Genomic DNA, 25,157 nt, shown 5'->3' with positions numbered 1-25,157 from the left:
TTCACTCCTCGGTGGAGGTTGAATTCGGACCAACATTCGTCGATTCCGGCGGCGGGGACGCCATCCCGGGCGAATGAAACTCGTCCCGCCAGCCCTTCGGGCTCCAGACATTGACGACCTTGGCGACGGCCGTGACCAGGAACAACTGGCCCAGCAGCGCCTCCAGCACGGCGAGGGTGCGCCCCGGGTTCCCGGCCGGGACGAGATCGCCGTACCCGGTCGTGGTGAGCGTGACGAAGCTGTAGAACAGGCTGTCGGCGAGCGTTCCGTCGCCCTGGGCGCCGAAGAACGGCGCGGGCTGGAACGCCGCGATGCAGCGGTAGGAGAAGGCGAACGCCATCCCCAGCATCAGGTACGTGGCGAGCGCCCCCAGCATCAGCTCGCGGTCGACGTGCCGGCGACGGCCCAGATCGCCGGCGATCGAGACCGGCGCCACCACGTACAGCACGCTGCTGGCGAAGAAGGTGAGCCCGACCAGCGTGGTGCCCTGGTCGAAGAAGTTCCAGCCGCCGGCGACCAGCGAGAGCAGGAAGATCACGGCGGCGAGGGCGCGCAGGCTGGTGTGGGCGTGCGAGACCCGCAGCGCGTACCAGACCGTGCCGATCTGGGCGAACAGCAGCAGCGAGACGGTCCAGCGATGGCTCGAGACCGTCCCGATGACGTAGGTGCCGGCGATCAGCAGCATCAGCGGGCCGTAGCTGTCCCTCGACCAGATCGGCGTGCGCCGCCGCGCCCTGATCATCTAGTCGTCCGGCTTTCCGGGGTCCTCCGCCCCGGGCAGCCGCCTGATCTCGATGAGCCGCAGACCCATGCCGTGCATCCGGGAAATCAGGCCGAACAGCGCGGACTGATCGGGCAACTCCCCGTAGAGCACGGTCTCGGGCGGCTCGACCGAGATCGTCATTTCGGAGAGCTCGTCCAGCAGCTCGCTCGGGATCGTCCCGGACACCCGTACCTGGTAGTTCGTCGCGGTCATGACCATCCTTTCCGCGTCGTCTCGACCAGGTCCGGTGCGATGCGCGCCGAGCCGGCCGCGGTGGTTGGACCCTCAACACTCGACCGCCCGGACACTCCCGTCGTCACCCCGGGCAGATGAGGCGTGGCAGGTCAGCGTGCGATGTGCTCTGCTCAGGACGAGTGGAGGTGCGCAGATGAGAGACCCCGAGACGCGTACGGCGGCCGGTCGCGACGCCCGCAAGAGGGTGCCGCCGGAGACCCACGCCGAGTACGCCCCCGCGGCCGGCCGGCGCGACCCGGTGGAGATCCTGAAGGCCGAGGACGCCGGACGGGTTCCCGAGCTGGTGCCGATCCGCCACGGCCGGATGGGCCTGTCCCCGTTCACGTTCCTGCGCGGCTCCGCCGCCGTGATGGCCGCCGACCTCGCCGCCGGCCCCGACACCGGCATCACCGTCCAGCTCTGCGGCGACGCGCACCTGTCCAACTTCGGCGTGTTCGGCTCCCCGGAGCGGCGTCTGGTCTTCGACATCAACGACTTCGACGAGACGGCGCCGGGCCCGTGGGAATGGGACGTGAAGCGGCTCGCGGCGAGCCTGGCCGTGGCCGGCCGCGAGAACGGCTTCGGGCGCAAGGCGCGCCGGCCCGTCGTTCTGGCCATGGCCGAGCGCTACCGCCGGGCGATGGCCGAGTTCGCGGCGATGCGCGACCTCGACGTCTGGTACGCGCGGGCCGACGTCGACGACCTGGCCGGCATGCTCGGCGACCAGCTGGACAAGGCGCGCCGCAAGCAGCTCGACCGGGCGCGGAGCAAGGCCATGACCCGCGACAGCCTCCAGGCGTACAAGAAGCTCACCACCGTGGTCGACGGCCGCCGCCGGATCGCCGCCGACCCGCCGCTGCTGGTCCCGATCGCCGACCTGCTGCCCGAGATGGACCGGCAGGAGCTCGAGAGGCAGCTGCGGGAGCTGCTGGCCGGCTACCGCGAGAGCCTCGCCGACGACCGCCGATACCTGTTCGACCGGTACGAGTTCGTCGACATGGCCCGCAAGGTGGTCGGCGTGGGCAGCGTCGGCACCCGCTGCTGGATCGTGCTGATGTCCGGCCGCGACGAGAACGACCCGCTGCTGCTGCAGGTCAAGGAGGCGGGGCAGTCGGTGCTGGCCCGGGAGCCGCACGAGCACGAGGGACGCCGGGTGGTGACGGGGCAGCGGCTCATGCAGGCGGTCAGCGACATCTTCCTGGGCTGGCACCGGGTTCCCGGCTTCGACGGCCGCACCCGCGACTTCTACGTGCGGCAGCTGCGCGACTGGAAGGGCGCGGCCGTGGTCGAGGAGATGGACCCGATCGGCATGCGGGCCTACGCCGCGCTCTGCGGCTGGACCCTGGCCCGGGCGCACGCCCGCACCGGCGACCGGATCGCGATCGCCGCCTACCTGGGCGAGGACGCGGCGTTCGACAACGCGCTCGCCGAGTTCGCCGAGCGGTACGCCGACCAGACCGAGCGCGACCACAAGGCCCTGGCCGCCGCGGTGCGCGACGGCCGGGTCGAGGCTCGTACCGGAATCTGAGAGTCAGGCGGCGTCCGAGTCGAGGTAGACCAGCTCCACCCCGGACTGATCGAGGCGGCTCAGCAGCCGGTGGAGCTGTTCCACCGACAGCGTTCCGCGGATGGTGCTCTGGCAGGGGAGCGTCTCGCAGGCCAGGCCCTGGAACCGGCTGCGCAACAGCGGGCCGATCAGCCCGTGGATCCGGATCTCGTACCGCTCCTTCATGATGAGCATGCCCCCTGCTCTGTTTCGACGGATCTCACAACGGTGCCGGTTCGGCATGTGAGGGCGCCTCACTCCCGGGGAGTGAACTGGCGGGTGAATCAGAGGTGACGTCCGCGGGCGGACCGGTCCGTGCGATCAGGGTTACCCCGATTTCGTAGGCGGCGACGACGATCGCGATGATCAACAGCGACGTCCACGACGAGAGCAGCAGCGCCAGGATGCCGCCGGCCACCAGGCCGCTCACCCGCAGCACGTCGCGGTGCGCCGCGACCCAGTCCGGCGCGTTCGTGCCGAGCCAGCGGCCACCGCGGGCCGTCGCGTGCCCGGCGGCCACCGCGCCGCGCCGGACCTGCCGGCGCAGCCCGACGGCGCCGCGACCCGGCCCGAAGAGGTAGCAGACGACCGCGAGGATCGCGCCGATCCAGATCAGCTGGGTGCCGCGCGTACGGAGCACGCTGAAGACGCTGGTCACCGCGGCGGCCACGCCGTCGCGGTAGACACCCGCAGGCACCTCGGCGAGCAACTGGTCGCGTATCCCGCGCAGCACCGCGCTCACCGCGACCGCGGCCACCACCAGCCAGAGCCCGAGCTGTGCCAGCGTCCGCCGCCGCCACGGCGAGACCACCAGGGCGAGCAGGAGCAGCACGACCGTGCCGATGACGAACAGCGTCAGGTAACGCTTGGCGGCGGCCACCGATTCCTGCACGGCGTGCAGCTGGCCGTCGTCGTACACGGTGAACTGGGCGAAATTCGCCGGCAGCGTGACGCCGAGCGCGTCCTGGACCCGCACCCGCAGGTTGTCCGGGATCTCGCCGCTGCTGAGGTCGGGGAGCGTGATCGTGTGGCCGAACAGCGTCGGCAGCTGGGCGCTCAGGTCGCGCAGCACCTGGTTGATCAGCGGCAGCAGGTCGATCTGCACGCTCTGCTCGGTGGCGCTCACCACCTGGCTCTCGCCGTTCACGATCGCCATGACACGGTCGTGGACGCGCTCGTTGAGCCCGATCCAGATCCGCTGGAACTGGTCGCTCTGCATCACGTTGTCGACGGTGTTGCGGATCTGGATGCGCAACTGGCTGGTGATCGGGCCGGCCACGAAGGCGGCCTGCGCCGGGAGAACATTCTCGATGCGCTGCTCGACGTCGATCGCCTCGAACAGCTGCGCGGTCGAGTACTCGGCGACCGCGGCCGCCACCGCCGGGTCCTTCGGGAGCGGCCCGACCGTGGACACCCACCGGTCGGTGCTCAGCACGGTCGTCGCGGCCCACAGCCCGACGACGCTGGCCACCAGCGCGAACGCCGTGATCATGATGAACACCGCGGCGGCGACCCGGCGCAGGGCGAGCAGCGCGAACTGCCGGCGCCGGCGGTTCTCGAGGCGGGACTGGAGGGAGGTGACCTCTTCGCGGAGGCGTGCCACCTCGTCCGTGTCCGTCTGCTGGGTCATGCCTGCGACGCTCGTCGAGCGACGCGGAACCCGCGTCATCCAAGGCGAATGAACGCCCCGTTTCATTCCCCCGTGATGAGGGGGCCGACCCTCGGCTGTGGCTGACTGGGCCAGGCACCGACCGACGGAGAAAGGGTGTTAACCATGTCAACTCTGGTCGCCATCGGGTATCCCGACGAGACCACGGCGACAGCCGCCGGCCTGGAGGCGGAGCGGCTCGCGAAGGACCTCATCCTCCAGCCGGACGCCATCGCGGTGATCCGGCGCGACGTCGAGGGCAAGTACCACGTGACCACCAACCACCACGCGGTGGGCGGCGGCGCCACCTGGGGCATGTTCTGGGGCCTGCTGTTCGGCCTGCTGTTCTTCATCCCCGTGATCGGCATGGCGGTGGGCGCGGGCCTCGGCGCTCTGATGGGCAAGTTCACCAAGGGCGCCATCAACAAGGAGTTCCAGGAGCAGGTCCGCGACCTCGTCCAGCCCGGCACGTCCGCGCTGTTCCTCATCATCGAGGCGGTCACCCCGGACAAGGCCGTCGACGCGCTCAAGCAGTACGGCGGCACCGTGCTCAAGTCCTCGCTGTCCAAGGACGCCGAGGCGCAGCTCCAGGAGGCGCTGCACGGCACCGGCCAGGCCTGACGTCTTCCCCGTTCCGGCGCCACACCGGTGGCGCCGGAACGGCTGTCATTGGGGGCAACGATGACCAGCGCCGAACAGCAGCGACTCAACGACGCCGACCGGACCGGCGTCCCCTGGCGGCGGTGGGGTCCCTACCTCAGCGAACGTCAGTGGGGCTCGGTGCGGGAGGACTACAGCCCGGGCGGCGACGCCTGGAACTACCTCACCCACGACCAGGCGCGCTCCCGGGCGTACCGGTGGGGCGAGGACGGCATCGCCGGGATCAGCGACGACCGGCAGCTGCTCTGCCTGGCCCTGGCCATGTGGAACGGCCACGACCCGATTCTCAAGGAGCGGTTCTTCGGGGTGACCAACTCCGAGGGCAACCACGGCGAGGACGTCAAGGAGTACTACTTCTACCTCGACGGGACGCCCACGCACTCGTACCAGAAGATGGTCTACAAATATCCGCAGCGCGAGTTCCCTTACGACGACCTGGTGAGCACCAACCGGTCGCGCGGGCGCGACCAGTTCGAGTACGAGCTGCTGGACACCGGCGTCTTCGACGAGGAGCGCTACTTCGACGTCGAGGTCGAGCACGCGAAGGCCGGACCCGACGACATCCTGGTGCGGATCACCGTCCACAACCGCGGCCCGTCGCCGGCCAGCCTGCGCCTGCTGCCCACGCTGTGGTTCCGCAACACGTGGTCGGGCACGCCCGAGAGCCGTCCCGGCCTGTTCCAGATGCCCGGGATCACCGGCGCCGCCGTGGCCGAGGCCCGCCACCCCGAGCTGGGCCGCCGCTGGCTGCTGGTCCAGGGCGAGCACCAGCTGCTGTTCACCGACAACGAGAGCAACGACGAGCGCTTCGGGGGCGGCCCCAACGCCTCCCCGTTCGTGAAGGACGCGATCGACCGCTACGTGGTGCACGGCGAGAAGGAGGCGGTCAACCCCGCGCTCACCGGCACGAAGCTCGCCGCCGACATCACCCTGGACATCCCGGCGGGGGAGCGGGTCGTCGTGCGGCTGCGGCTCACCGACGAGCCGGTGCCGGCCGAGGCGGTCCGCGAACGCCTCGGGCCGATCTTCGAGGAGACGATGGAGCAGCGCCGGCGCGAGGCCGACGAGTTCTACGACGAGCGGCTCGCCGCCGGCCTGTCGGCCGAAGAGCGCCGGATGGTGCGCCAGGCCATGGCCGGCATGCTGTGGAGCAAGCAATATTTCGGGTACGACGTGGAGGCCTGGCTCGCCGGGCACGGCCGCGACCCGCTCGACGCCGGGAACATCCGCAACGGCGAGTGGTACCACCTCATCGCCGACGACGTGATCTCGATGCCGGACGCCTGGGAGTACCCCTGGTTCGCGGCGTGGGACCTGGCCTTCCACACGGTCGCGTTCAGCCTGATCGACCTGACCTTCGCCAAGCGCCAGCTCGACCTGCTGCTCAGCCGCCGCTACCTGCACCCCAACGGCCAGATCCCGGCGTACGAGTGGAACTTCGGCGACGTGAACCCGCCGGTGCACGCCTGGGCCACCTACCTGGTGTACGAGCTGGACAAGGCCCGCCACGGCCACGGCGACCGGGACTGGCTGGCCACCGCGTTCCACAAGCTCGCCAAGAACTTCACCTGGTGGGTCAACCGCAAGGACATGGACGGCCGCAACGTCTTCCAGGGCGGCTTCCTCGGGCTCGACAACATCGGCGTGTTCGACCGCAGCGCGCCGCTGCCCACCGGCGGCCACCTCGACCAGGCCGACGGCACCGCGTGGATGGCGCTGTACTGCCAGAACATGCTGCAGATCGCGCTCGAGCTGGCGCAGGACGACGACCCGTCCGACCACCCCGCCACCACCCTTGACCGGACCAAGGTCCTCCCAACCTATGTGGAGCAGGCGCAGACCTACGTCGAGCACTTCGCCTGGATCGCGGCGGCGGTCGACCACCCCGGCCGCGCGTCGATGTGGGACGAGGACGACGGCTTCTTCTACGACCTGCTGCGGCTGCCGGACGGTGGCGCGGTGCGGCTCAAGGTGCGATCGATGGTGGGCCTGCTGCCGCTGGCCGCCGCGACCGTCTTCGACGCGCGCGTGAGCAGCCGCTATCCCGAGATCATCGACGAGGCCAACCGGTTCCTCGCGGCGCACCCGAGCGTGCGGGCGGCGCTGCCCGAGGGACGGTTCGAGGGCCGGCCCGGCATTCACCTGCTGGCCCTGTTCGACGAGACCCGGCTGCGGCGGATCCTGTCGCGCCTGCTCGACGAGGACGAGTTCCTCAGCCCGTACGGAATCAGGTCGTTGTCGAAGTTCCACGACGCCCACCCGTTCGAGTTCGACGTGGGCGACGCCCGCTTCCGGGTCGCCTACACGCCGGCCGAGTCGGACAGCGGCATGTTCGGCGGCAACTCCAACTGGCGGGGACCTATCTGGTTCCCGGTCAACGCCCTGATGATCCGGGCGCTGCTCAACCTGTACGCCGGGTACGGCGACGACTTCACCGTCGAGTGCCCGACCGGCTCGGGCGTGCACATGACCCTGTTCGAGGTGGCCCGGGAGATCTCGAACCGGCTCACCCGGATCTTCCTGCCCGGCGCGGACGGCCGCCGGCCCTGCTACGGCGGCCAGGACGTCTTCGCGCGTGAGCACTGGCGCGACCTGATCACCTTCTCCGAGTACTTCCACGGCGACAACGGCGCCGGCCTCGGCGCCGCCCATCAGACCGGCTGGACCGGCCTGGCCGCCGTGTTCCCGGTGCTGTTCGCCCGGGTCAGCGGGCCGGACCTGCTGGAGCACGGCCTGTCCGGGATCTTCGAGGCGATGCGCGAGGAGGAGTCATGACCACCGGCTGGCCGTCCGCCCCCGTGGTGTACGAGATCGACACGTGGCCCTGGCTCGCCGGGGTGGCCGGGCGGCTGGGCCACCCGGTCACGCTCGCCGATGTACCGGCCGAGGTGTGGGACGAGACGCTCCCGCCCGGCATCGACGCGGTCTGGCTGATGGGCGTCTGGGAGCGCAGCCCGGCCGGCCTGGTCGTGGCCCGCGCGAACGACGACCTGCAGCGCTCGTTCCACGAGGCCCTGCCCGACATGGCCCCGGCCGACCTGGTCGGCTCGCCGTACTGCGTGCGCCGCTACCGGGTGGACGAGCACCTGGGCGGGCCGTCGGCGCTGGCCACGGCGCGGGCCGAGCTGGCACGGCGCGGGCTGCGGCTGGTGCTCGACTACGTGCCCAACCACGTGGCGCCCGACCACCCGGCGGTCGTGGAGGAGCCGTCCTGGTTCATCCAGGGCGACGAGGACGACGAGAGCAAGGAGCCGTCGGCCTGGTTCCGGGCCGCGGGGCGGGTCTTCGCGCACGGCCGGGACCCGTACTTCCCGCCCTGGCCGGACGTCGCCCAGCTGAACGCCTTCCAGCCCGCGCTGCGGGAGGCCACCGCGCGGGCGATCGCCGACATCGCGGGGCAGTGCGACGGGCTGCGCTGCGACATGGCCATGCTGCTCACCAATGACGTGTTCGCCCGCACGTGGGGCGCGCACGCCGGCCCCGCTCCCAAGACCGAGTTCTGGCCCGAGGTGATCGGCCGGGTGAAGCAGCACCGGCCCGATGTCGTGCTGATCGCCGAGGCGTACTGGGACATGGAATGGACCCTGCAGCAGCAGGGCTTCGACTTCTGCTACGACAAGCGGCTCTACGACCGGCTCGCCCATGGCGGCGCCGCCGACGTGCGGATCCACCTCGCGGCCGGCCGTGACTTCCAGGACCACCTGATCCGCTTCATCGAGAACCACGACGAGCCGCGGGCCGCGTCGGCGCTGGGCGGCGGGCGGGACCGGGCCGCCGCGGTGGCGATCGCCACGCTGCCCGGCGCGACGCTGTGGCACGAGGGCGAGTTCGAGGGGCGGCACACGCACCTGCCGGTCTTCCTCGGCCGCTTCCCGGACGAGCCGGCCGACGCGGATCTGCGCGCGTTCTATCAGCGGCTCCTGGCCGTGGTGGCCGGGATGCGCCGCGGCGAGTGGACCATGCTGGACTGCGACGGCTGGCCGGACAACCCCACCCACGCCGACGTCATCGCCTGGGCCTGGCACGACGACGCGCCGCACCACGTGGTCGCGATCAACCTGTCGGACCACCCGTCGCAGGCCCGGATCGCGATGCCGTGGCCCGCCCTCGCCGGGCGCGGCTGGCGGCTGATCGACCTGCTCGACGGCCGCACGTTCGACCGCGACGGCGATGCGCTGGTGGCCGACGGCCTCTACGTCGACCTGCCGCCGTGGGGCAGCCACCTCTTCGCGGTCACGGCATGACGGCTGGTACCCCGTTCGCGGTGGCGCTCGGGCTGCTCGCGGGGGTCTCCCTGCTCGGCCTGCTCGCCGCCGCGTTCCTCCCGATCAAGCGGCCGCCTGGCTCATCCGCAACGGGTGAGGCGGCGGCGTGAGAGGCGGGCGCATGCTGAGGGTCATGGCATTGGGTCCGCTGGAACTCATCGTCCTGTCCTTTCCCGCGGCACGACTCAACGACGGCGTCCTGGCGACACTCGACCGCCTGCACGAGTCCCCCGGAGTCCGGGTGGTCGACGTGCTGGTGGTCCGCACCGATGCGGTGGGCGGCGCCTGCGGAGTGGAGCTCAGTGAGCTCTCCGGGTTCGGCGGCGACCCGCTGGATCTCGCCCGGCCGGCCACGGGACTGATCACCGAGACCGACATCGACGAGGTAGGCGAGCTCGTCGATGAGGAGACCGACGCCCTCGCCGTACTGGTCGAGCACCTGTGGGTGAACGACCTCCGTAGCGAGGTGGCGTCGACCGACGGCACCGTCCTCGCCCTCATGCATATCCCGAACGCCTTGGCGGCGGTCGGCGGAAGGTGAAAGGGAGCCACCATGGACGATCTTCAGGAGATGGGCCCGGTCGATTACCTCTGTATCGAGTTTCCTCCCGGCAGCCAACCCGGCCAGGGCCTGCCGCACATCGTGAGCCTCGTCGACCGGGGCATCATCCGGGTCCTTGACCTGAGATTCCTCCGCAAGAACGCGGACGGCACGGTGAACGAGCTGATCGGTGAGCAGCTGGATACCGGGCTCACCCTCTTCCAGGGCGCCGCCTCCGGGATGCTCGGCGGCGACGACCTCGAGGAGGCCGCCGCGGTGCTCGAGCCGGGGAGCGCGGCGGCCCTGATCGTGTACGAGAACGTCTGGGCGGCGCCGTTCGCGGTGTCCGTGCGGCGCGCCGGCGGCCGGGTGATCGCGGGCGGCCGGATCCCGGTCCAGTCGCTGCTGGCGGCGCTGGACGCCACCGAGTCCGAGTACGTGGGGAGCTGAGATGGGTCTTCTTCGAGGAGTGGCGCGCACGGCGGCGATCGCCGGCACGGCCACCGCGGTTTCCAACCGGGTCTCCCGCCGGCAGGCCGGGCGGTGGCAGAAGCAGGCGGATCAGGAAGAGGCCAACGCCTACTACGACCAGTCGCAGCAGCAACAGCAGAACCCGCCGCAGCAGCAACAGCAGTACGCTCCGCCGCCGCAGCAGGTGTACGTCGCGGCTCCGGTGCCCGCGCCCGAGGCCGGCGACGACATGCAGGCGAAGCTGGACGCCCTCAAGCAGCTCGGCGAGCTCAAGACGCAGGGCGTGCTGACCGACCAGGAGTTCCAGCAGCAGAAGGCCAAGATCCTGGGGTCTTGATCCGGGGTGAAAAGGCGTCGGCCGCCGGTGACGGGAGATCACCGGCGGCCGACGTCTTTCGCTCAGACGGTGGTTTTCGCGCCCGAGGCCTGCTTGTGCAGCAGGGTCTCGTCACTTCTTCTCCTCAAGGGCGGCAACGGAATCCTCGTCCGAGGATCACCCGCCGTGTCGGCCGACGCGTCGTGCCGGCGGGATGAGCCGCCCCCCGGGCCGGACGGGTCAACCTCAGCCGATGAAAGAGATCACGATCCCCACCTTGTTGCATTTGCGCTGCGTTCTGTGTTGGGGTGTGGGCGGGGACGCATGACAAGTACGACGACGGTCACTCTCTGTAGTTCGTGGGCCAGGGAATCTCCACTGAGGATCCTGGCGCATCGGCGGCGCGGACCGCGGAGCGTGAAAATGATCGCCGTCGCCCGGGTGTGGTCGGAGCCGCGACACGGGCCATGAGGGAGCACGTGCCGCCGGGGGTTCGACCGCGGGGGTGGTTGTTACGTGAGGAAAACCGGAAGGATCACGACGCAGGCCGAGTGGGCCGGCGGCGGGCGACTGGGGCGCCCGGCGGTGCGGCAGCCGCTTGTTCCGCGCCGCCGTTTGGCCGAGATGCTGGACGCCGGGGTGCGCGGGCCGGTGACGCTCGTGTGCGCCGGCCCGGGCTGGGGCAAGAGCACGCTGGTCGCCTCCTGGGCCGAGGCGCGGATGGCGTCCGGCCCGATCGCGTGGCTGACTCTCGGGCCGCAGCACAACGATCCGCCGGCGTTCTGGTCCGATTTCGTGATGGCGCTGCGGCTGTCGGGCGCGGTGCCCTGCGGCAACCTCCTCGAGCACCTCGACCAGGCCGCCGTCCCGCAGGTGATCGACGGCCTCAACGCGCTGCCCAGCCCGGTGGTCCTGGTGCTCGACGACTTCCACCAGGTGGACGACTCCCGCGTGATCGGCGACCTCGCCCGGCTCCTGCACGATCCGCCGCCGGCGCTGCGGCTCGTGCTGGTCGCCCGCGGCGAGCCGGCCCTGCCGCTGCACCGGTTCCGGGCCGGGGGCGACCTCACCGAGATCCGCGCCCGGCACCTCGCGTTCCTCGCGCCCGAAGCGGCCGAGCTGCCGGCCGTGCACCGCCGGCGGCTGCCCGTGGAGGAGCTGGCCGAGCTGCTCGAGCGCACCGAGGGGTGGGTGGTCGGGCTCCAACTGCTCGCCGACGTGCTGGCCGAGCGCGGCGCGCTGGACAACGGCGAGATCCGCGCGGTCTCCGATTACCTGCTGCGCGAGGTCGTCGCCGGCCTTCCGGCCGAGATGCGGCAGTTCCTGGCCCGCACCAGCCTGCCCGACGAGGTGTGCGGCCCGCTCGCCGACGCGCTCACCGGCGAGTCGTACAGCCGGCGCCTCCTCGAGCGCCTGGAGAGCGCGAACGCGTTCGTCACCCGGGTCGAGGAGCGCCCGGGCTGGTTCCGTTACCACCCGCTGCTGCGCGAGGCGCTGCTGCACCAGATGGCGCTCGACCGGCCCGGCGCCGAGGCCGAGCTGCACCTGCTCGCGGCCCAGTGGTTCGCCGCAAAGCAGCAGATCATCGAGGCCCTGCGCCATGCGGCGGCCGCGGGCGACTGGGCATATTTCGGCCGGCTCGCGGTCGAGCGCGCCATGGTCCGGGTGCTCGGCGGCTCCCGCGAGCCGTTCGTCGAGCTGCTCGGGCGCATCCCGCCCGAGGACCACGCCGCCACTCCCGAACTGGCCCTGTGCGGCGCGGCCGTGCGCTACACCAGCGGCGACCGGCCCGGCACGGCCGGGCTGCTGCGGCTCGCCCGCTCGCTCGCCGAGCGGCAGAGCACCGTCGCCACCTCGACCGACCTGACGCTGCGCCTGATGGAGGCCGGCGTCCTGCATTGGCGGGTCGGCGACATGCCGGGGCTGATCGAGAAGTCCACCGAGACGCTCAAGCTGCTCACCTCGTACCGGCTCGACGAGCTGCCCTCGCTGCTGCACTACCGGGCGGTCGCGCTCAACGAGAAGGGCGCCGGGCTGCTGTGGATGGACAAGCCCGACCACGCCGACCGCTACCTGTGGGCGGCGTCCACCGCGGCCCGCAGCGTCGGCTCCACGCTCACCGAGATCAACGCGCTGTCCCACCTGGCGCTGCTGGTGCTGTTGCAGGGATCGATGCCCGAGGCGTCCACGTTCGTGACCGCCGCGCTCGATCTGGCCCGGCGCAACGGGTTCGAGGGCACCGCCCAGGTCGCGATCGCGTACCTCACGCTCGCGCTGATCGAGCTCGGCCGCGACCGGGCCGCCCAGGCGCAGGAGGCGCTGCGGATGGCCCTGCACGCCGGGGGCGAGGAGCCGGCCGCCGCGCCGGCCGTGCTGGCCGTGCTGGTGCGCACGCACATGCTGCTGATCGCGGGCGAGGCGGCCGCGGCCAAGGCGCTGCTGCGGCAGACCCGCGAGGACGCCCCGGCGACCCTGGTGGCGCCGGTGCTCGACCGCTGGCTGCGGCTGGCCGAGTCGGAGGCCGACCTGCTCCTCGGCGGGGCCCGGGAGGTCGTGGCCCGCTACGACCCCGACCTGCCGCGCGGCGTGCTCAACCCGCACGAGCTGGTCTGCCTGGCCCGCGCGCTGCTGGCGGTGGGGGACCACGGCCCGGCCGAGCGGCTGCTGGCCCGGGTGCGGGAGAGCGCCGACCACGTCTCGGCCGTCACGGCCTGGATCGCCACGGCGTTCGCGGCCGACGCCGAGGGGCACGGCAACCGGTCGATCGACGCGATCTCCCGCGCGGTGACCATCGCCGAGCGGGAGGGGTTCCGGGCGGTGTTCCGCTCGTTCGACCAGCGTCGGCTCGCCATCCTGCTCGACCGGCGGCGCTGGGTCGAGGAGCACACGGCGACCCCGGCCGTGATGCCGCCGAAGCGGGCCGGCGACGAGGCGACGGCGCCGTCCGACGTGCTCAGCGAGCGGGAACGCGACGTGCTGCGCTACCTGCCCACGGTGCTCACGGCGGGGGAGATCGCCGGGAACCTCAACATCTCGATCAACACGGTGAAGGCGCACATGCGCTCGATCTACCGCAAGCTCGGTGCGGCGCGGCGGCGGGAGGCGGTGGTCCGGGCCCGCCAGCTGGGCCTGCTCTGAAGGTGGGCCTGCTCTGAAGGTGGGCCTGCTCTGAAGCATCCCTGCGGGATGAAGACCGATGATCGCGTACGGCGTTGGCTGGTGAGCATGACCGAGACTCGCGAGTGGCCCGGCGTGGTCGCCGAGGTCCGCTCCCAGCCATTCCCCTGGTGGACCGTCCTCATCACCGGGCTGCTCGGCGTCGCGTTCGGCATCGCCGTGCTGGTCTGGCCCGACATCACGATCCGCATCATGGCGGCGCTCGCCGGTGTCTGGCTGTTCGTGGCCGGCGTCGCCCGGATCATCGGCGCGTTCCTGCCCAGCGGCAGCATCGTCCGCAACGTCCTGTCCGGCATCATCGGCATCATCGTGCTGATCGCCGGCGTCATCTGCCTGCGCAACGTGGTCACCCGGGTCGCCCTGCTGGCGCTGCTGTTCGCGATCACCTGGATCCTCACCGGCCTGACCGCGGTGCTCGTCGGCGTGCAGCGGCAGGGCGCCGAGCGGACCGCGCTGATCCTCCTCGGCGTCATCTCCCTGATCGCCGGTCTGGTCTTCGTCTTCGCCCCCGGCCTCTCGCTGGCCACGCTGGTGCTGCTCACCGGCATCAGCAGCATCGTGGTGGGCGCCGGCGAGGTGGCTCTCGCCTTCGTCGTGCGGCGCGCCCCGGCCTAGCCGATGCGCACCGCCGGGATATTGCTGGCCGGTTGGGCGGCTCTGGGGATCACGATCCTGGTGCTGCCCGGCCTGTCGGCGGACAGCGGTTGGTCGGTGCTGGTCGCGGCCCTGCTGCTCGGCCTGTTCGGGGTGGTGATCCGGCCGGCGATCGCGGCGCTGATGACCAGGATCGGCTGGGCCGGCGTGCTGGCCGGCTGGCTGCTCGCTCAGGCCGCGCTGGTCTATCTCGCCCTCGCCATCACGCCGGGCATTCACGGCGACACCTTCTGGGACGCGTTCTGGGCCTCCTGGATCTACTCTGCCCTGATCAGCATCGCGCTGTGGGTGGTCACCGCCGGGCGGACCGAGGCGGTCACCCGGCACCTGCTCTGGGTCAACCGGCGCTTCCGCGGGAAGGTGCCGCGCACCGATGTGCCCGGCGTGGTCTTCGTGCAGATCGACGGGCTCTCCGCGCCGCTGGCCCGCTGGGCGCTGGAGACCGGCAACCTGCCCACGCTGGGGCGGTGGCTGCGCTCGGGGAGCCATGTGCTCACCGAGTGGCATGCGCAACTGCCGGCGACGACGCCGGCGAGCCAGGCGGGACTTCTGCACGGCGCGAGCGATCAGGTGCCCGCCTTCCGCTGGTACGAGAAGGACAGCGCCCGCCTGATCGTGACCAACCAGCCGTCCGACGCGGCCCTGGTCGAGGCCCGGCTCAGCAACGGGAACGGGCTGCTGGCCGACGGCGGCGTCAGCCTCAGCAACGTGTTCTCGGGCGACGCGCCGACCAGTCTGCTGACGATGAGCACCGCGCGCGCCGGGCGCGGGCCGGCCCGTTATCTGAGCACCTACCTGCTCGATCCGTTCGGGTTGACGCGGTCGATGGTGCTGACCGTCGGCGAGATCGTGAAGGAGCTGCACCAGGCACGGCGGCAGCGGCTGCGCCGGGTGGAGCCGCGGATCCGGCGGGAGCCGTCCTACGTGCTGCTGCGCGGGGTGACGAACGTGCTGCTGCGGCACCTCAATCTCGCCGTTCTCGCCGAGCACCTGATGCGGGGGACACCCTCGATCTACTGCGACTTCGTCGACTACGACGAGATCGCCCATCACGCCGGGCCGGCGCGGCCGGAGGCGCTGGCCGCTCTCGAGGGGATCGACGGGATCCTCGCCAACCTCGAGGAGGTCGCGGCGGCGGCGCCCCGGCCGTATCACTTCGTCGTGCTGTCGGACCACGGGCAGAGCCAGGGCGCGACGTTCCGCCAGCGCTACGGGATCGGGCTCGATGAGCTTGTCCGTGGCGATGTCGAGATGGCCACCGACGACGAGCAGGCCGGGCGGGCCTCGACGTTGCGGGCCAGCCTTCTCCCGTCGTCCGCCCCTTCCACGCCACCGCCGGCGAACGACACGCCCGAGTTCGTGGTGGTCGCCTCCGGGAATCTTGGCCTGGTCTCCCTCGCCCGCCAGCCGGGGCGGCTGTCCATGGAGGAGATCGAGAAGCACGCGCCGGGTCTCATCGACCGTCTCGCCACGCACCCCGGGGTCGGTTGGGTGATGGTGCGTTCCCACCACGAGGGACCGACGGTGATCGGTCGTCACGGCCGGCGGCTGCTCGATACCGACGTCGTGATCGGCGCCGACCCGCTCGAGGGTTTCGGCGAGTTCGCCGCGAGCGACCTGCGCCGGCACGACCGGCTCGGCCACACGCCCGACATCCTGGTGAACAGCCTGCACGACCCGGCGACCGGCGAGGTGGCCGCGTTCGAGGAGCTGGTCGGCTGCCACGGCGGGCTCGGCGGCTGGCAGAACCGGCCGGTGCTGATCCACCCGCGCGACCTGCCGGTCGAGGGGCCGCTGGACAGCGCCGACGCCGTGCACGCGGTCATGAAGGGATGGCTGGGCCTCATCCGTGCGGGGTGATGAGGTCTTGGGCCGGCGCCGCCACCCTGACGGTGACGAAGGGGAATTGCCATGTGTCGCTGGCTGGCCTACTCGGGTACGCCCATCCTGCTCGACGAACTTCTCTACAAGCCCCGCCACTCCCTCATCGACCAGAGCATGCACTCCCGGCTCGGCGTCGAGACCACGAACGGCGACGGCGTCGGGGTCGGCTGGTACGAACCGTCGGACCAGCCCGTCCCCGCCCTGTTCCGTGGCATCGGCCCGGCCTGGGGTGACGTCAACCTGCGCGAACTCGCCCGGGTGACCCGCTCCGGCCACTTCCTGGCGCACATCCGCGCGAGCACCGGCACCCCCGTGCAACAGACCAACTGCCATCCTTTCCGGTACGGGCGCTGGCTGTGGTGCCACAACGGGGCCATCCACAACTTCCGCGAGCTGCGGCGCGACCTGATGCTGGCGATCGACCCCGACCTGTTCCCCAGCATCTCCGGCTCCACCGACTCCGAGGTCATGTTCTACCTGGCCCTGACGTTCGGCCTGCGCGACGACCCGCTGCTCGGCGTCGAGCGGATGGCCGGCTTCGTCGAGAAGGTCGCCCGCGACCACGGCGTCGCCAACCCGCTGCAGATGACGGTGGGCGCCACCGACGGCGACCGGATCTGGGCCTTCCGCTACTCGAGCGAGGGCCACAGCCGGACGCTGTTCTTCAGCACCGAACTGAACGCGTTGCGCGCGCTGCACCCCGATATGGAGCTGCTGCGCGGGCTCTCCGAAGAGACCCGGCTCATCGTCTCCGAGCCGCTCGGCGAGCTGCAGGGCGCCTGGAACGCGGTGCCCGAGTCCAGCTACGGCGTCATCCAGAAGGGCGACGACCAGCTGGGCGCCTTCACCCCACGCTGACCCTCGCCAGGGGAGAGGGGCAGGGACCGCCCTCGCAGACGTCGATCACTCTTCCGGTGAGCAGGAAGGTCGCCTTCTGCAACTGGGCGGCCGGCTGGGCGCGTGGGAACTCGTGCGGGTCCGTGCCGTACTGCGGGCCGGCCGGCGCGAGGTTGGTGGGCGGCGGCGCGTACGCCTGACCGCTGTTCCACACCACCATCGCCGAGCCGCGGTACGGGTAGCGAAGGATCGGCCCGATGCCCCAGAACGGCATCACCTCGTCGGACCAGCCCGGGGCCAGCGCGGGCCGGTGGAGGCGGGCGCCGATCGTGCGGGCCTCGACCTGCGCGGCCGCCGGCGAGACCTGGTGGTCGCCGAACGCGACGTGCATCAGCACCTGGTGCTGCGGCGTGCGGGGCAGCGGCCGCGTGGTGATGTGCTGGGCGTACCCGTTGGCCTCGCCGCGGTCCCACAGCATCTGGATCAGCGCGAGGACCAGTTGCTGGTCGGTCTTGCCGGGATACGACTGGTCCATGAGCTGCTGGAACGGCGCGAAGTCGACGCTGCGCTGCAGCAGCGTGCTGTAGTTCATGGCGGGCACGCCGAGGACCGAGCGGGTCCAGTCCTGCGCGATCGCGGTGAGCGCGCCGCCGTTGATGCCGCCCTGGCTGTTGCCGTCGTAGTGCAGGCCGCCGCGCCGGTCGAGCAGGCTGCGGCCCTGGCCGTCCTGGAAGGCGGGGTTCGCGGCGAAGCCGGCCGGCGCGATCATTGCCCGGCCCAGGAACAGGAAGTTGAGGAAGCTCTGCTGGAGCCGGTCGGGCACGGCCGGGAACCGGCTGAGGTCGCTCCAGACCCCGGCGACGAAGGGGATGTCGCCGTTGGAGAGGCCGATCCAGCTGGTCGCGCAGAACATGAAATCGTACGTCTGCGACATCTGCTTCACGTTGCCGGCGTTGATCTCGGTGGGGGCGCCGAGCAGGCCGTGGCCGTAGAGCGACAGGTGGGCCGGCGTGCCGGCCGTCGCCGAGCGCGGGATGTTGCAGACGAAGTCGGCCGCGAGGGTTCCGGACGTGGCGGGCTGCCCGCCGGGTCCGTAGGTCATCCGGGAGCCGGGCCCGCCGGCGCCGGTCAGGTAGCTCGGCACCGTGACCGTGCCGCGCACCTGGCGAGCGATGCGGGCGTCCTGCTCGGGCGTGTAGTCGGTGACCTGACCGACGCTGAACCCGGGCGCGCGGCGGCCGAGGGCGGCGAACGCGTCGTCGCGCATGTGCAGGACCCGGCCGGTCAGGCTCTGTTCGCTGGCAACGGTGAAGTCCCACGCGAGGTGGAGGCCGTGCCGCGAGATCCCGCTCCGGCGTAGGTCGCTGCCGAGACCCGAACCTGGGCCGGGGATCAGCTTGCCGTCGCTGTCACGCAGTCCTCGCAGGACGACGACGTACCGGGTTGCCTCCCGCAGCGCGACGGCCGGCCGGATGATGAGCAACTGCCGGCCGGGCTCGCCGTGGGCGTCGAGCTCGGCCCAACAGGGCACGCGATGCCACGTACGCGTATCGATGAGCGCGACGGGCGCGCCCGGGGCGAGCGAACGCCCGATGTCGGTGACCGGCGCGATGCCGCTGGCCACGGGATCGAGGCCGGGCACGTCGACGAGGATGGGCGTGCCGGGGCTGAAGCCGTCCTGCCGGTTCCACTCGGCCGGGTCGATGTGGACGCCGGCGATGTTGGCGGGCAGCGCGTCGGCCGGGAAATGCACGCGAAGGCCGGTCGGGCTGGTCCGGTCGCGGACCGTGAAGCTGTTGCTGGGGAAGGGAAGCAGGCCCGGCGCCGGAGGATGGGCGGCGGCCACGCCGGGGGGCGCCAGCAAGGCCAGTGCGGTGATGACCAGGACGAGGAATCGGCGCGCCACGGACACTCCTACATGCGGATGACGAGAGTGCGGGCGATCAGGTCGTGGATCGCCCGGTGCCGCCGGTCGACAAGCAGCCACAGCGAGCCGATCGGGAAGTACGCCAGCAGGATTCCACGCACGAGCGCCGACCACCAGCGGACCGGCCTGCGGTTCGTGCCGACCACCCGGATGCCGACCATGGCCATGCCGATGGTGCGGCCGGCCAGTCCCCAGAGGACGGTGCAGTAGAGCGCGAACACGGCCGGCAGCGCCACTAGGTAGGCCGCGGTGAGCGTGCGGGCCAGGTCGCGCGCATCGCTGCCGACGACCGAGGCGACCAGGCTGATCCCGGCGGCCGTCCCGGCCGACGCGATCGAGACGATCAGCGCGTCGATGACGTACGCGATGGTCCTGCTCACCACGCCCGCGAAGCCGGCTACGGAGAGGGCCGGCTTCGCGGAGATGGTGGCGCTCATGCGGTGACGGCGACCGGCACGGGTTCCGCGGCGACCGGCGGGCGGCGGCGCCGCAGGACGGCCTTGCGGATCTCGGTGAGGACGATGACGGTCAGCGCGGCGCCGATGCAGATGATCCACTGCACGGCGTTGAGGCCCACCGTGCCCAGCAGCCGCTGGAGCACGTCGAGCGAGGTGGCCAGGTAGATGGCCGCCACCGACATGCCGCTGGTGATGACGAAGCGGCGGTCGCCGAAGGTCTCCACGCTGAACACCGAGCGGAGGTCGCTGCGCACCGTGAACGAGAAGAACAGGTTCATGATGGAGAACGCGGTGACGCCCATGGTCCGGCCGGTGTCGAGGTTCCACTCCTGGTCGCCCCACCAGATGACGATCAGGGTGCTGATGCCCATGACCAGGCCGACGACGCCGAGCCAGCGCATCGACTTGCGGCTGAGCAGCGGCTCGTCGGACCTGCGGGGCTTGCGGGCCATGATGTCGGGGTCGCCCTTGCCGTAGCCGAGGCCGACCGACTGGAACACCTGGGTGGTGAAGTTCAGCCACAGCGTCTGCAGCGGCACGAACGGGACGCCGGCCGCGATGTTGAAGATGCTGGCGCTCAGGAACGTGACGACCATGCCGATGAGCACGCCGATCTGGAAGAAGATGTACTTCTTCAGGTTGTCGTAGAGCTCGCGGCCCAGCCGTACCGCCTTGACGATCGTCGCGAAGTCGTCGTCGGTGAGGATCATCGCGGCGGCTTCCTTGCTCACCTCGGTGCCGGTGATCCCCATGGCGATGCCGATGTCGGCCTTCTTCAGCGCCGGCGCGTCGTTGACGCCGTCGCCGGTCATCGCGACGATGTGGCCCTTGCGCTTGAGCACCTCGACGAGGCGGACCTTGTGCTCGGGGGTGACCCGGGCGATCACGCCGATGCCGTCGATCTGCTCGTCGGCCTGGGCGTCGGTCATCGCCGCGAACTCGGCGCCGGTGATGGCCCGGCCGCGGATGCCCAGCTTCTCGGCGATGGCGGCCGCGGTGACCGCGTGGTCGCCGGTGATCATGCGGACCTGGATGCCGGCCGCGTGCGCCTCGACGATCGCGGCCTTGGCCTGCGTCCGTGGCGGGTCGACGATGCCGACGAGCGCGAGCACGGTCATCCCGTCGAGCGCCGCGAGCAGGTCGGCGCCGGCGTCGAAGGTCTTTGGGTCGAAGTCCTTGCGCCCGGTCGCCATGACCCGCAGCCCCTGCTCGCCGAGCCGCCGGTTCTCGTCGAGGTAACGCTTCTTGAAGGCGGGATCGGCGTCGATCACCGAGAGGTCGTCCGGGGCGAGCGTGTGGGTGGCACGGGACAACAGCTGGTCGGGCGCCCCTTTGACAAAGGCGCGGATCACCTCGCGCCCGTCCGGCAGGGAGAGACGGTGGAAGGTCGCCATCATCTTGTACGCGGCATCGAACGGCAGCACCGCCACCCGGGGATAGTGCTCCCGGGTCGCGTCGACAGAGATCCCGCCCTTCTCGGCGAGCACGACGAGCGCGCCCTCGGTCGGGTCGCCGATCATCGAGCCGTCGTGGACCACGGCGTCCGCGGCCAGCGCCATCGGCAGCAGGAAGTCGTCGAGCGGCGTGTCCGGCTGGCCGGCGACCCGCTGGATCGTGCCCTCGGTCGAATAGCCGCTGCCCGTGACCACGTAACGCCGTCCCGGAATGGCCATCTCGGTGGCGGTCATCTGGTTGAGCGTCAGCGTCCCGGTCTTGTCCGAGTTGATCGCCGAGGTCGAGCCGAGCGTCTCGGTCGAGCGCAGCCGCTTCACGATCGCGTTGGCCTTGGCGAGGGTGGTGGTGCCCAGCGACAGGATCGTCGTGACCACGGCGGGCAGGCCGGTCGGGATCGCCGAGATGGCGAACGCGATGGCGGCCGTGAAGACGACGTTGAACTCGTTGCCGCGGGCCAGGTTGATGATGACCGAGGCGAGCAGCGCGAAGCCGGAGATGTAGAGGATCTGGTTGGTCAGCTTGGCCAGCTGCCGGGTGAGGGGAGTTTCCTCCTCCTTCTCGGTCTGCAGCATGCCGGAGATGTGACCGACCTCGGTCTCCATGCCGGTCGCGGTGACCAGCAGCTCGCCGGAGCCCCGGGTGACGTTGGTGTTCATGTACGCCATGTCGGACCGGTCGCCGAGGTCGGTGTCGACGTTCCCGCAGGCCTCGACGCTCTTGCTCACCGGAAGGCTCTCCCCGGTCAGCGCCGACTCGTCGATCTCCAGGGTGGCAGCGCGCAGCAGCCGGCCGTCGGCGGGCACCAGGTCGCCGGCCTCGATCAGCACGACGTCGCCGGGCACCAGCTCCTCGGCCGCCAGCTCGACGAGGGTACCGTCGCGCCGCACCTTGGCCTTGACGATCATCATCTTCTGCAGGGCGCCGATCGCGGCCGCGGCCTTGCCCTCCTGGTGCAGGCCGAGCACGGCGTTGAGCAGCGTCAGCAGGATCAGCAGGATGCCGGTGCCCCACTGCTTGAGCGGCACCATGCTGCCGATGCCGGCGACCAGCAGCACGATTTGCATGGGGTCGGCGTACTGCCGCAGGAAGGATCGCCACCAGGGCTCCTTGCGCGCCTCGGCGAACTTGTTGGGGCCGTACTGGGCGCGGCGGCGCTCGACCTCGGCGGTGCCCAGGCCGGACTGGCGCTCGACCTCCTCGGCCTCGAGGGCCTGGTCGACCGTGAGGGTGTGGAAGGGGGGCGGGGAGGTCGTGATCGCCATCGGTTGCTCCTCATGAGAACGGCGGGATCGGGCACGGCCGGGTGGACGTTCCGGCCGTGCCCGCGGTGACGCCGGTTAGCGGCGGCGAGAAACGCGTCGTGCCGTTCTGCGGCCGGTGCGCCGGGCCACGCGGCGGGATCCGAACATGACTTTGCCTCCTCGGGCTCGATCGTCCCGATCGTCCCGTCGACGCCCGTGCGACCGCCTCATCCCAGCCGAATGAGCCGGGCGGGCGGTCAGTGCAGGAGGATCTTCAGCGCGATCATGACGACGCCGAAAGCGCTCGCCACCAGCGTGGACACCAGCCGCTCGGCCGGGTGCAGCCGGGCGCCCATCCGCCATCCGGCCAGGCCGAGCAGAAGTGTGCTGGTGACCAGCGCGAACAGAATCGCGAGGTTCATCCCCGCGCCGGCCGCCCGGGCGAGCAGCAGGACGAGCAGCGGCACCAGCGAGGCGCTCATGATCTCCCACCCGTGGGTGAGCTGATCGCGCACGGCGTGCCATTGCGGCCGGTGCCCCTCGTGTATCCGTTCCGCGATGATCCGGGCGTACCGCTCGGCCAGCCAGTAGATGATCAGCGTGACGACCACGATGATGTCGAGCTTGTACGCGGTCTCGGCGTGGGCCGTCACCAGCACGGCCGAGCTGACGATGATGCCGTAGATACCGGCGGCGGTGCCCTCGGCCGTCTCGTGCGTCAGGCGGATCCGCCACCGGCTCACCGACATGTCAGGCCTTCTCCCGGCGGAGCATCTTGGCCTCCTGGCCGTGCACGGCGAGCGCGTAGATGGCGATCAGGTCCAGGCCGATCGCGATGATCGACCAGATCGGGTACGCGGCCAGGAAGGTCAAATTGATCAGCGCGTGGACGAAGACGATGATCAGCGAGATGAACCGGGCCCACAGGTAGCCGAACATCACCGCGTACCCGGCGCCCATGAGCATCACCCCGAACGCGACCAGCGTCCAGCCCCAGACCGAATAGTTCACGTCGATCGCCAGTGCCTCGGCGGTGACCAGGTAGAAGTCGTCGTCGAGGAGCGCCACCAGGCCCTGGATCAGGCTGATCAGGCCACTGACGATCATGACGATGCCGATGAACAGGATCCAGCCGATCCACTTGGTGAGGTCTCCGCGCCGAGCGGCGTGCTGGGACATCAGCGGTATCCCGTCTGTGGTGGTGGCGGTGGATTCGTGCGGGCGCCGGGCTGCATGAGGGCGGGCCGCAGCGCGCTCTTGGCGACGCCGGCGACGAGCGTGCCGATCGCGATGCCGAGCACGAGGTTGAGCCCGGCCGTGTACCAGCGCGAGCCGCGGTCCTCGGTGGTGACGAACGGCATCAGCATCGCGGCGATCGTGGCCAGCCCGATCACCCAGCCGAAGAAGCGCATCGGCCTCGGCGTGGTGAGGATCAGCAGCTGGATCAGACCGGTGGCGAGCAGGGCGGCGATCGCGGCGCCGAGCGCGTACCAGCCGGTGGAGGCGTCGCCCCAGACGCCCTCGCCCTTGGGGGCGAGGACCTCGACGTCGAAGACGCCGCGGCCGAAAAGGATGCCGACGACAGCGATCAGCGCGGCCACCACGGCGGTGGCGACGCCGCCGGCCCAGAGCCGGCCGGCGTTCAGTACGGGTTGCGGTGGTGTCGGCGGTCGATAGACGTTGGTCATTGCCGTCCTCCTCGAGAGCTGCCCGAGTCGTCCCCGAGTATCGCGACCGGCGCACGCGGCGTACCTCATCCGGCGAGGGTGACGCGGTCGTCCCGGCCGCGGCGGACGCTGGCGGAGTGACAGATCAAGAGAAGGAGCCGACCGGGTGGATCGCCTGGATCCTGTTCGGCGGCCTAATGCTGTTGCTCCTGGGCGGCGCGCACCTGACCATCGGGTCGCTTGCGCTCATTCGCCCGGAGGCCCTCGAGGGCTCCCGGTCCGACCTGCTGCTCGACGTCGGGCTCACCACCCTCGGCTGGATCCACATCGTCCTCGGCGTGGTCCTCATGGTCGTCGGCGGCGGCCTCATGCTCGGTCAGATCTGGGCCCGCGGCCTCGCGATCGTCCTGGCCTGCGTCGCTCTCGTGATCAACTTCGCCTTCATCGACGCCTACCCGATCTGGTCGGTCGTCTCCCTCGGCCTGGCCGCCGTCGTGCTGTACGCGACGGTCGCGCACGGCGGGGAGCTGACGCGCGCGTATCGCCACTGACAGCGACCGCAGCCCGGCCTCGCCGCGGACCACCTGGCCGAAAAGGCTCCGGTCCTCGGCGAGGACCTGCCCGATCACGGCCGCGCCGAGCAGGCAGAACGAGATGATGTAGAGCCATCCGATGTAGGTGAAGGCCAGCCCGATCGTGCCGTAGTGCTCGCTGCTGGAGCGCAGCGCCCGCGGCAGGTAGATGTGCCCGGCCGGCCGCACGGCCAACATGATCAGCCCGAAGGCGAGCCCGCCCGGCACCAGCCGCCGGGCCGGGACGGCGCCGCCCAGCAACATCATCGGCAGCAGGATCGTGATCGCCACGTCGGCCACGAACAGCGCGACGCTGTCGGTGATCAAGGGCAGCGGCGTGTCGTCGCCGAGCCGGCCGATCATCCGGCTGCCGATCACGTACCCGCTCAGCAGCAGCACGACCAGCAGCCAGCGGGCGGCCGCGGCCGGCCCGGAGCGGACCTTCGCGATGCCCCAGACGGCCGCGTACGCGCGCACCATCGCGCGGGCGAGCCCGGTGGCCGACACGAGCACGATCAGCGCGCTGAGCACCCCGAACGTGCCGAAGCCGGTGTCGTCCAGGGCGTCGGACAGCAGCTGGCGCGACGAGTCGGGAAGCTCGATGGTGTCCGCGATCGCGCCCGCGTTCTTCGCGCCGAGCAGGGCGCCGAACATGATCAGTAGCGGGAAGATCGAGGTGAACGCCTGTGCGGCCAGGGTCATCGACCGATCGAAGATCTGGACGTTGATCAGCCCGCCGGCGAACCGCAGCAGCAGGCGGCCGAACCAGGACGCCAGCACGAGACCGGCGCGCGGGCGTAGCCACCCGGGAAGGGCGGCCAGCCCGCGGTCCGCGTCCATC

At 71.0% G+C, this 25,157-nt stretch carries 23 protein-coding genes; 12 read left to right on the top strand and 11 right to left on the bottom strand.

Features of this window, described 5'->3' with window-relative positions; translation table 11 throughout:
* Position 1 precedes the first annotated feature (1 nt).
* Together ACIA5D_RS47445 and ACIA5D_RS47440 are read right to left on the bottom strand one after the other, a co-directional pair.
* The gene (locus tag ACIA5D_RS47445; RefSeq protein ID WP_396037298.1) at positions 2 to 742 is read right to left on the bottom strand and encodes a potassium channel family protein; all 741 of its coding nucleotides are present in this window, start codon (positions 740 to 742) and stop codon (positions 2 to 4) included.
* Complete coding sequence (locus tag ACIA5D_RS47440; protein ID WP_396037297.1) at positions 743 to 976, bottom strand: hypothetical protein; 234 nt, start codon at positions 974 to 976, stop codon at positions 743 to 745.
* Positions 977 to 1,151: 175 nt separating this feature from the next.
* On the opposite strand from ACIA5D_RS47440, the gene ACIA5D_RS47435 reads away from it, so the two are divergent.
* Entirely contained in the window at positions 1,152 to 2,525 is a 1,374-nt protein-coding gene (locus tag ACIA5D_RS47435) for a DUF2252 domain-containing protein (protein WP_396037296.1), read from the top strand.
* A gap of 3 nt (positions 2,526 to 2,528) precedes the next feature.
* On the opposite strand, the gene ACIA5D_RS47430 is transcribed toward ACIA5D_RS47435, so the two are convergent.
* Both ACIA5D_RS47430 and ACIA5D_RS47425 read right to left on the bottom strand, forming a co-directional pair.
* Positions 2,529 to 2,738, bottom strand: coding sequence for a hypothetical protein (locus tag ACIA5D_RS47430; protein WP_396037295.1), 210 nt, complete (start codon positions 2,736 to 2,738; stop codon positions 2,529 to 2,531).
* Between the two features lie 25 nt (positions 2,739 to 2,763).
* The gene (locus ACIA5D_RS47425) at positions 2,764 to 4,173 is read right to left on the bottom strand and encodes a hypothetical protein (RefSeq protein WP_396037294.1); all 1,410 of its coding nucleotides are present in this window, start codon (positions 4,171 to 4,173) and stop codon (positions 2,764 to 2,766) included.
* Between the two features lie 144 nt (positions 4,174 to 4,317).
* Between ACIA5D_RS47425 and ACIA5D_RS47420 the strand changes: the two genes are divergently transcribed.
* The 11 genes from ACIA5D_RS47420 to ACIA5D_RS47370 all read left to right on the top strand — a co-directional run bounded on the left by ACIA5D_RS47420 (position 4,318) and on the right by ACIA5D_RS47370 (position 17,017).
* Positions 4,318 to 4,812: a DUF1269 domain-containing protein gene (locus ACIA5D_RS47420; RefSeq protein ID WP_396037293.1), complete on the top strand. Its 495-nt coding sequence runs from the start codon at positions 4,318 to 4,320 to the stop codon at positions 4,810 to 4,812.
* A 60-nt stretch (positions 4,813 to 4,872) separates the two neighbouring features.
* On the top strand, positions 4,873 to 7,626 hold the full coding sequence (locus tag ACIA5D_RS47415) for an MGH1-like glycoside hydrolase domain-containing protein (RefSeq protein WP_396037292.1): 2,754 nt from the start codon (positions 4,873 to 4,875) through the stop codon (positions 7,624 to 7,626).
* Positions 7,623 to 9,095, top strand: a complete 1,473-nt coding sequence (locus ACIA5D_RS47410; RefSeq protein WP_396037291.1) for an alpha-amylase family glycosyl hydrolase — start codon at positions 7,623 to 7,625, stop codon at positions 9,093 to 9,095. The genes ACIA5D_RS47415 and ACIA5D_RS47410 overlap by 4 nt, the downstream gene beginning before the upstream one ends.
* The gene (locus ACIA5D_RS47405) at positions 9,092 to 9,226 is read left to right on the top strand and encodes a hypothetical protein (RefSeq protein WP_396037290.1); all 135 of its coding nucleotides are present in this window, start codon (positions 9,092 to 9,094) and stop codon (positions 9,224 to 9,226) included. The genes ACIA5D_RS47410 and ACIA5D_RS47405 overlap by 4 nt, the downstream gene beginning before the upstream one ends.
* A gap of 23 nt (positions 9,227 to 9,249) precedes the next feature.
* Positions 9,250 to 9,657 (top strand): DUF6325 family protein, encoded by a 408-nt coding sequence (locus ACIA5D_RS47400; RefSeq protein WP_396037289.1) that lies wholly within the window; start codon positions 9,250 to 9,252, stop codon positions 9,655 to 9,657.
* A 12-nt stretch (positions 9,658 to 9,669) separates the two neighbouring features.
* Positions 9,670 to 10,107: a DUF6325 family protein gene (locus ACIA5D_RS47395; RefSeq protein WP_396037288.1), complete on the top strand. Its 438-nt coding sequence runs from the start codon at positions 9,670 to 9,672 to the stop codon at positions 10,105 to 10,107.
* 1 nt (position 10,108) lies between these two features.
* Positions 10,109 to 10,465 (top strand): SHOCT domain-containing protein, encoded by a 357-nt coding sequence (locus tag ACIA5D_RS47390; RefSeq protein WP_396037287.1) that lies wholly within the window; start codon positions 10,109 to 10,111, stop codon positions 10,463 to 10,465.
* Positions 10,466 to 10,960: 495 nt separating this feature from the next.
* Positions 10,961 to 13,582, top strand: a complete 2,622-nt coding sequence (locus tag ACIA5D_RS47385; protein ID WP_396037286.1) for a LuxR C-terminal-related transcriptional regulator — start codon at positions 10,961 to 10,963, stop codon at positions 13,580 to 13,582.
* Positions 13,583 to 13,669: 87 nt separating this feature from the next.
* Complete coding sequence (locus tag ACIA5D_RS47380; RefSeq protein WP_396037285.1) at positions 13,670 to 14,236, top strand: HdeD family acid-resistance protein; 567 nt, start codon at positions 13,670 to 13,672, stop codon at positions 14,234 to 14,236.
* 3 nt (positions 14,237 to 14,239) lie between these two features.
* Entirely contained in the window at positions 14,240 to 16,135 is a 1,896-nt protein-coding gene (locus ACIA5D_RS47375) for a phage holin family protein (protein WP_396037284.1), read from the top strand.
* A 51-nt stretch (positions 16,136 to 16,186) separates the two neighbouring features.
* Positions 16,187 to 17,017 (top strand): class II glutamine amidotransferase, encoded by an 831-nt coding sequence (locus ACIA5D_RS47370; RefSeq protein ID WP_396037283.1) that lies wholly within the window; start codon positions 16,187 to 16,189, stop codon positions 17,015 to 17,017.
* Here ACIA5D_RS47370 and ACIA5D_RS47365 read toward each other — a convergent pair.
* The 7 genes from ACIA5D_RS47365 to ACIA5D_RS47335 all read right to left on the bottom strand — a co-directional run bounded on the left by ACIA5D_RS47365 (position 17,004) and on the right by ACIA5D_RS47335 (position 25,156).
* Positions 17,004 to 18,902 carry a hypothetical protein gene (locus tag ACIA5D_RS47365; protein WP_396037281.1) on the bottom strand — a complete coding sequence of 633 codons (1,899 nt, stop codon included), beginning with the start codon at positions 18,900 to 18,902 and terminating at the stop codon, positions 17,004 to 17,006. The two genes, ACIA5D_RS47370 and ACIA5D_RS47365, sit on opposite strands and share 14 nt — an antisense overlap.
* Before the next feature lie 8 nt (positions 18,903 to 18,910).
* Positions 18,911 to 19,360: an RDD family protein gene (locus tag ACIA5D_RS47360; protein ID WP_396037280.1), complete on the bottom strand. Its 450-nt coding sequence runs from the start codon at positions 19,358 to 19,360 to the stop codon at positions 18,911 to 18,913.
* Positions 19,357 to 22,098, bottom strand: a complete 2,742-nt coding sequence (locus ACIA5D_RS47355; protein ID WP_396037279.1) for a cation-translocating P-type ATPase — start codon at positions 22,096 to 22,098, stop codon at positions 19,357 to 19,359. Before ACIA5D_RS47355 ends, ACIA5D_RS47360 begins: the two co-directional genes overlap by 4 nt.
* Positions 22,099 to 22,334: 236 nt before the next feature.
* Positions 22,335 to 22,826 (bottom strand): hypothetical protein, encoded by a 492-nt coding sequence (locus ACIA5D_RS47350; protein WP_396037278.1) that lies wholly within the window; start codon positions 22,824 to 22,826, stop codon positions 22,335 to 22,337.
* 1 nt (position 22,827) lies between these two features.
* The gene (locus tag ACIA5D_RS47345) at positions 22,828 to 23,256 is read right to left on the bottom strand and encodes a hypothetical protein (protein WP_396037277.1); all 429 of its coding nucleotides are present in this window, start codon (positions 23,254 to 23,256) and stop codon (positions 22,828 to 22,830) included.
* Positions 23,256 to 23,765 (bottom strand): DUF6069 family protein, encoded by a 510-nt coding sequence (locus ACIA5D_RS47340; protein ID WP_396037275.1) that lies wholly within the window; start codon positions 23,763 to 23,765, stop codon positions 23,256 to 23,258. Before ACIA5D_RS47340 ends, ACIA5D_RS47345 begins: the two co-directional genes overlap by 1 nt.
* A gap of 173 nt (positions 23,766 to 23,938) precedes the next feature.
* Positions 23,939 to 25,156 carry a YihY/virulence factor BrkB family protein gene (locus tag ACIA5D_RS47335; protein WP_396037274.1) on the bottom strand — a complete coding sequence of 406 codons (1,218 nt, stop codon included), beginning with the start codon at positions 25,154 to 25,156 and terminating at the stop codon, positions 23,939 to 23,941.
* Position 25,157: the final 1 nt, after the last annotated feature.

Source organism: Actinoplanes sp. NPDC051513, assembly GCF_044454685.1.
In the GTDB taxonomy this organism is placed as follows: Bacteria; Actinomycetota; Actinomycetes; order Mycobacteriales; family Micromonosporaceae; genus Actinoplanes.
This window is presented reverse-complemented; position numbering and strand designations above follow the sequence as displayed.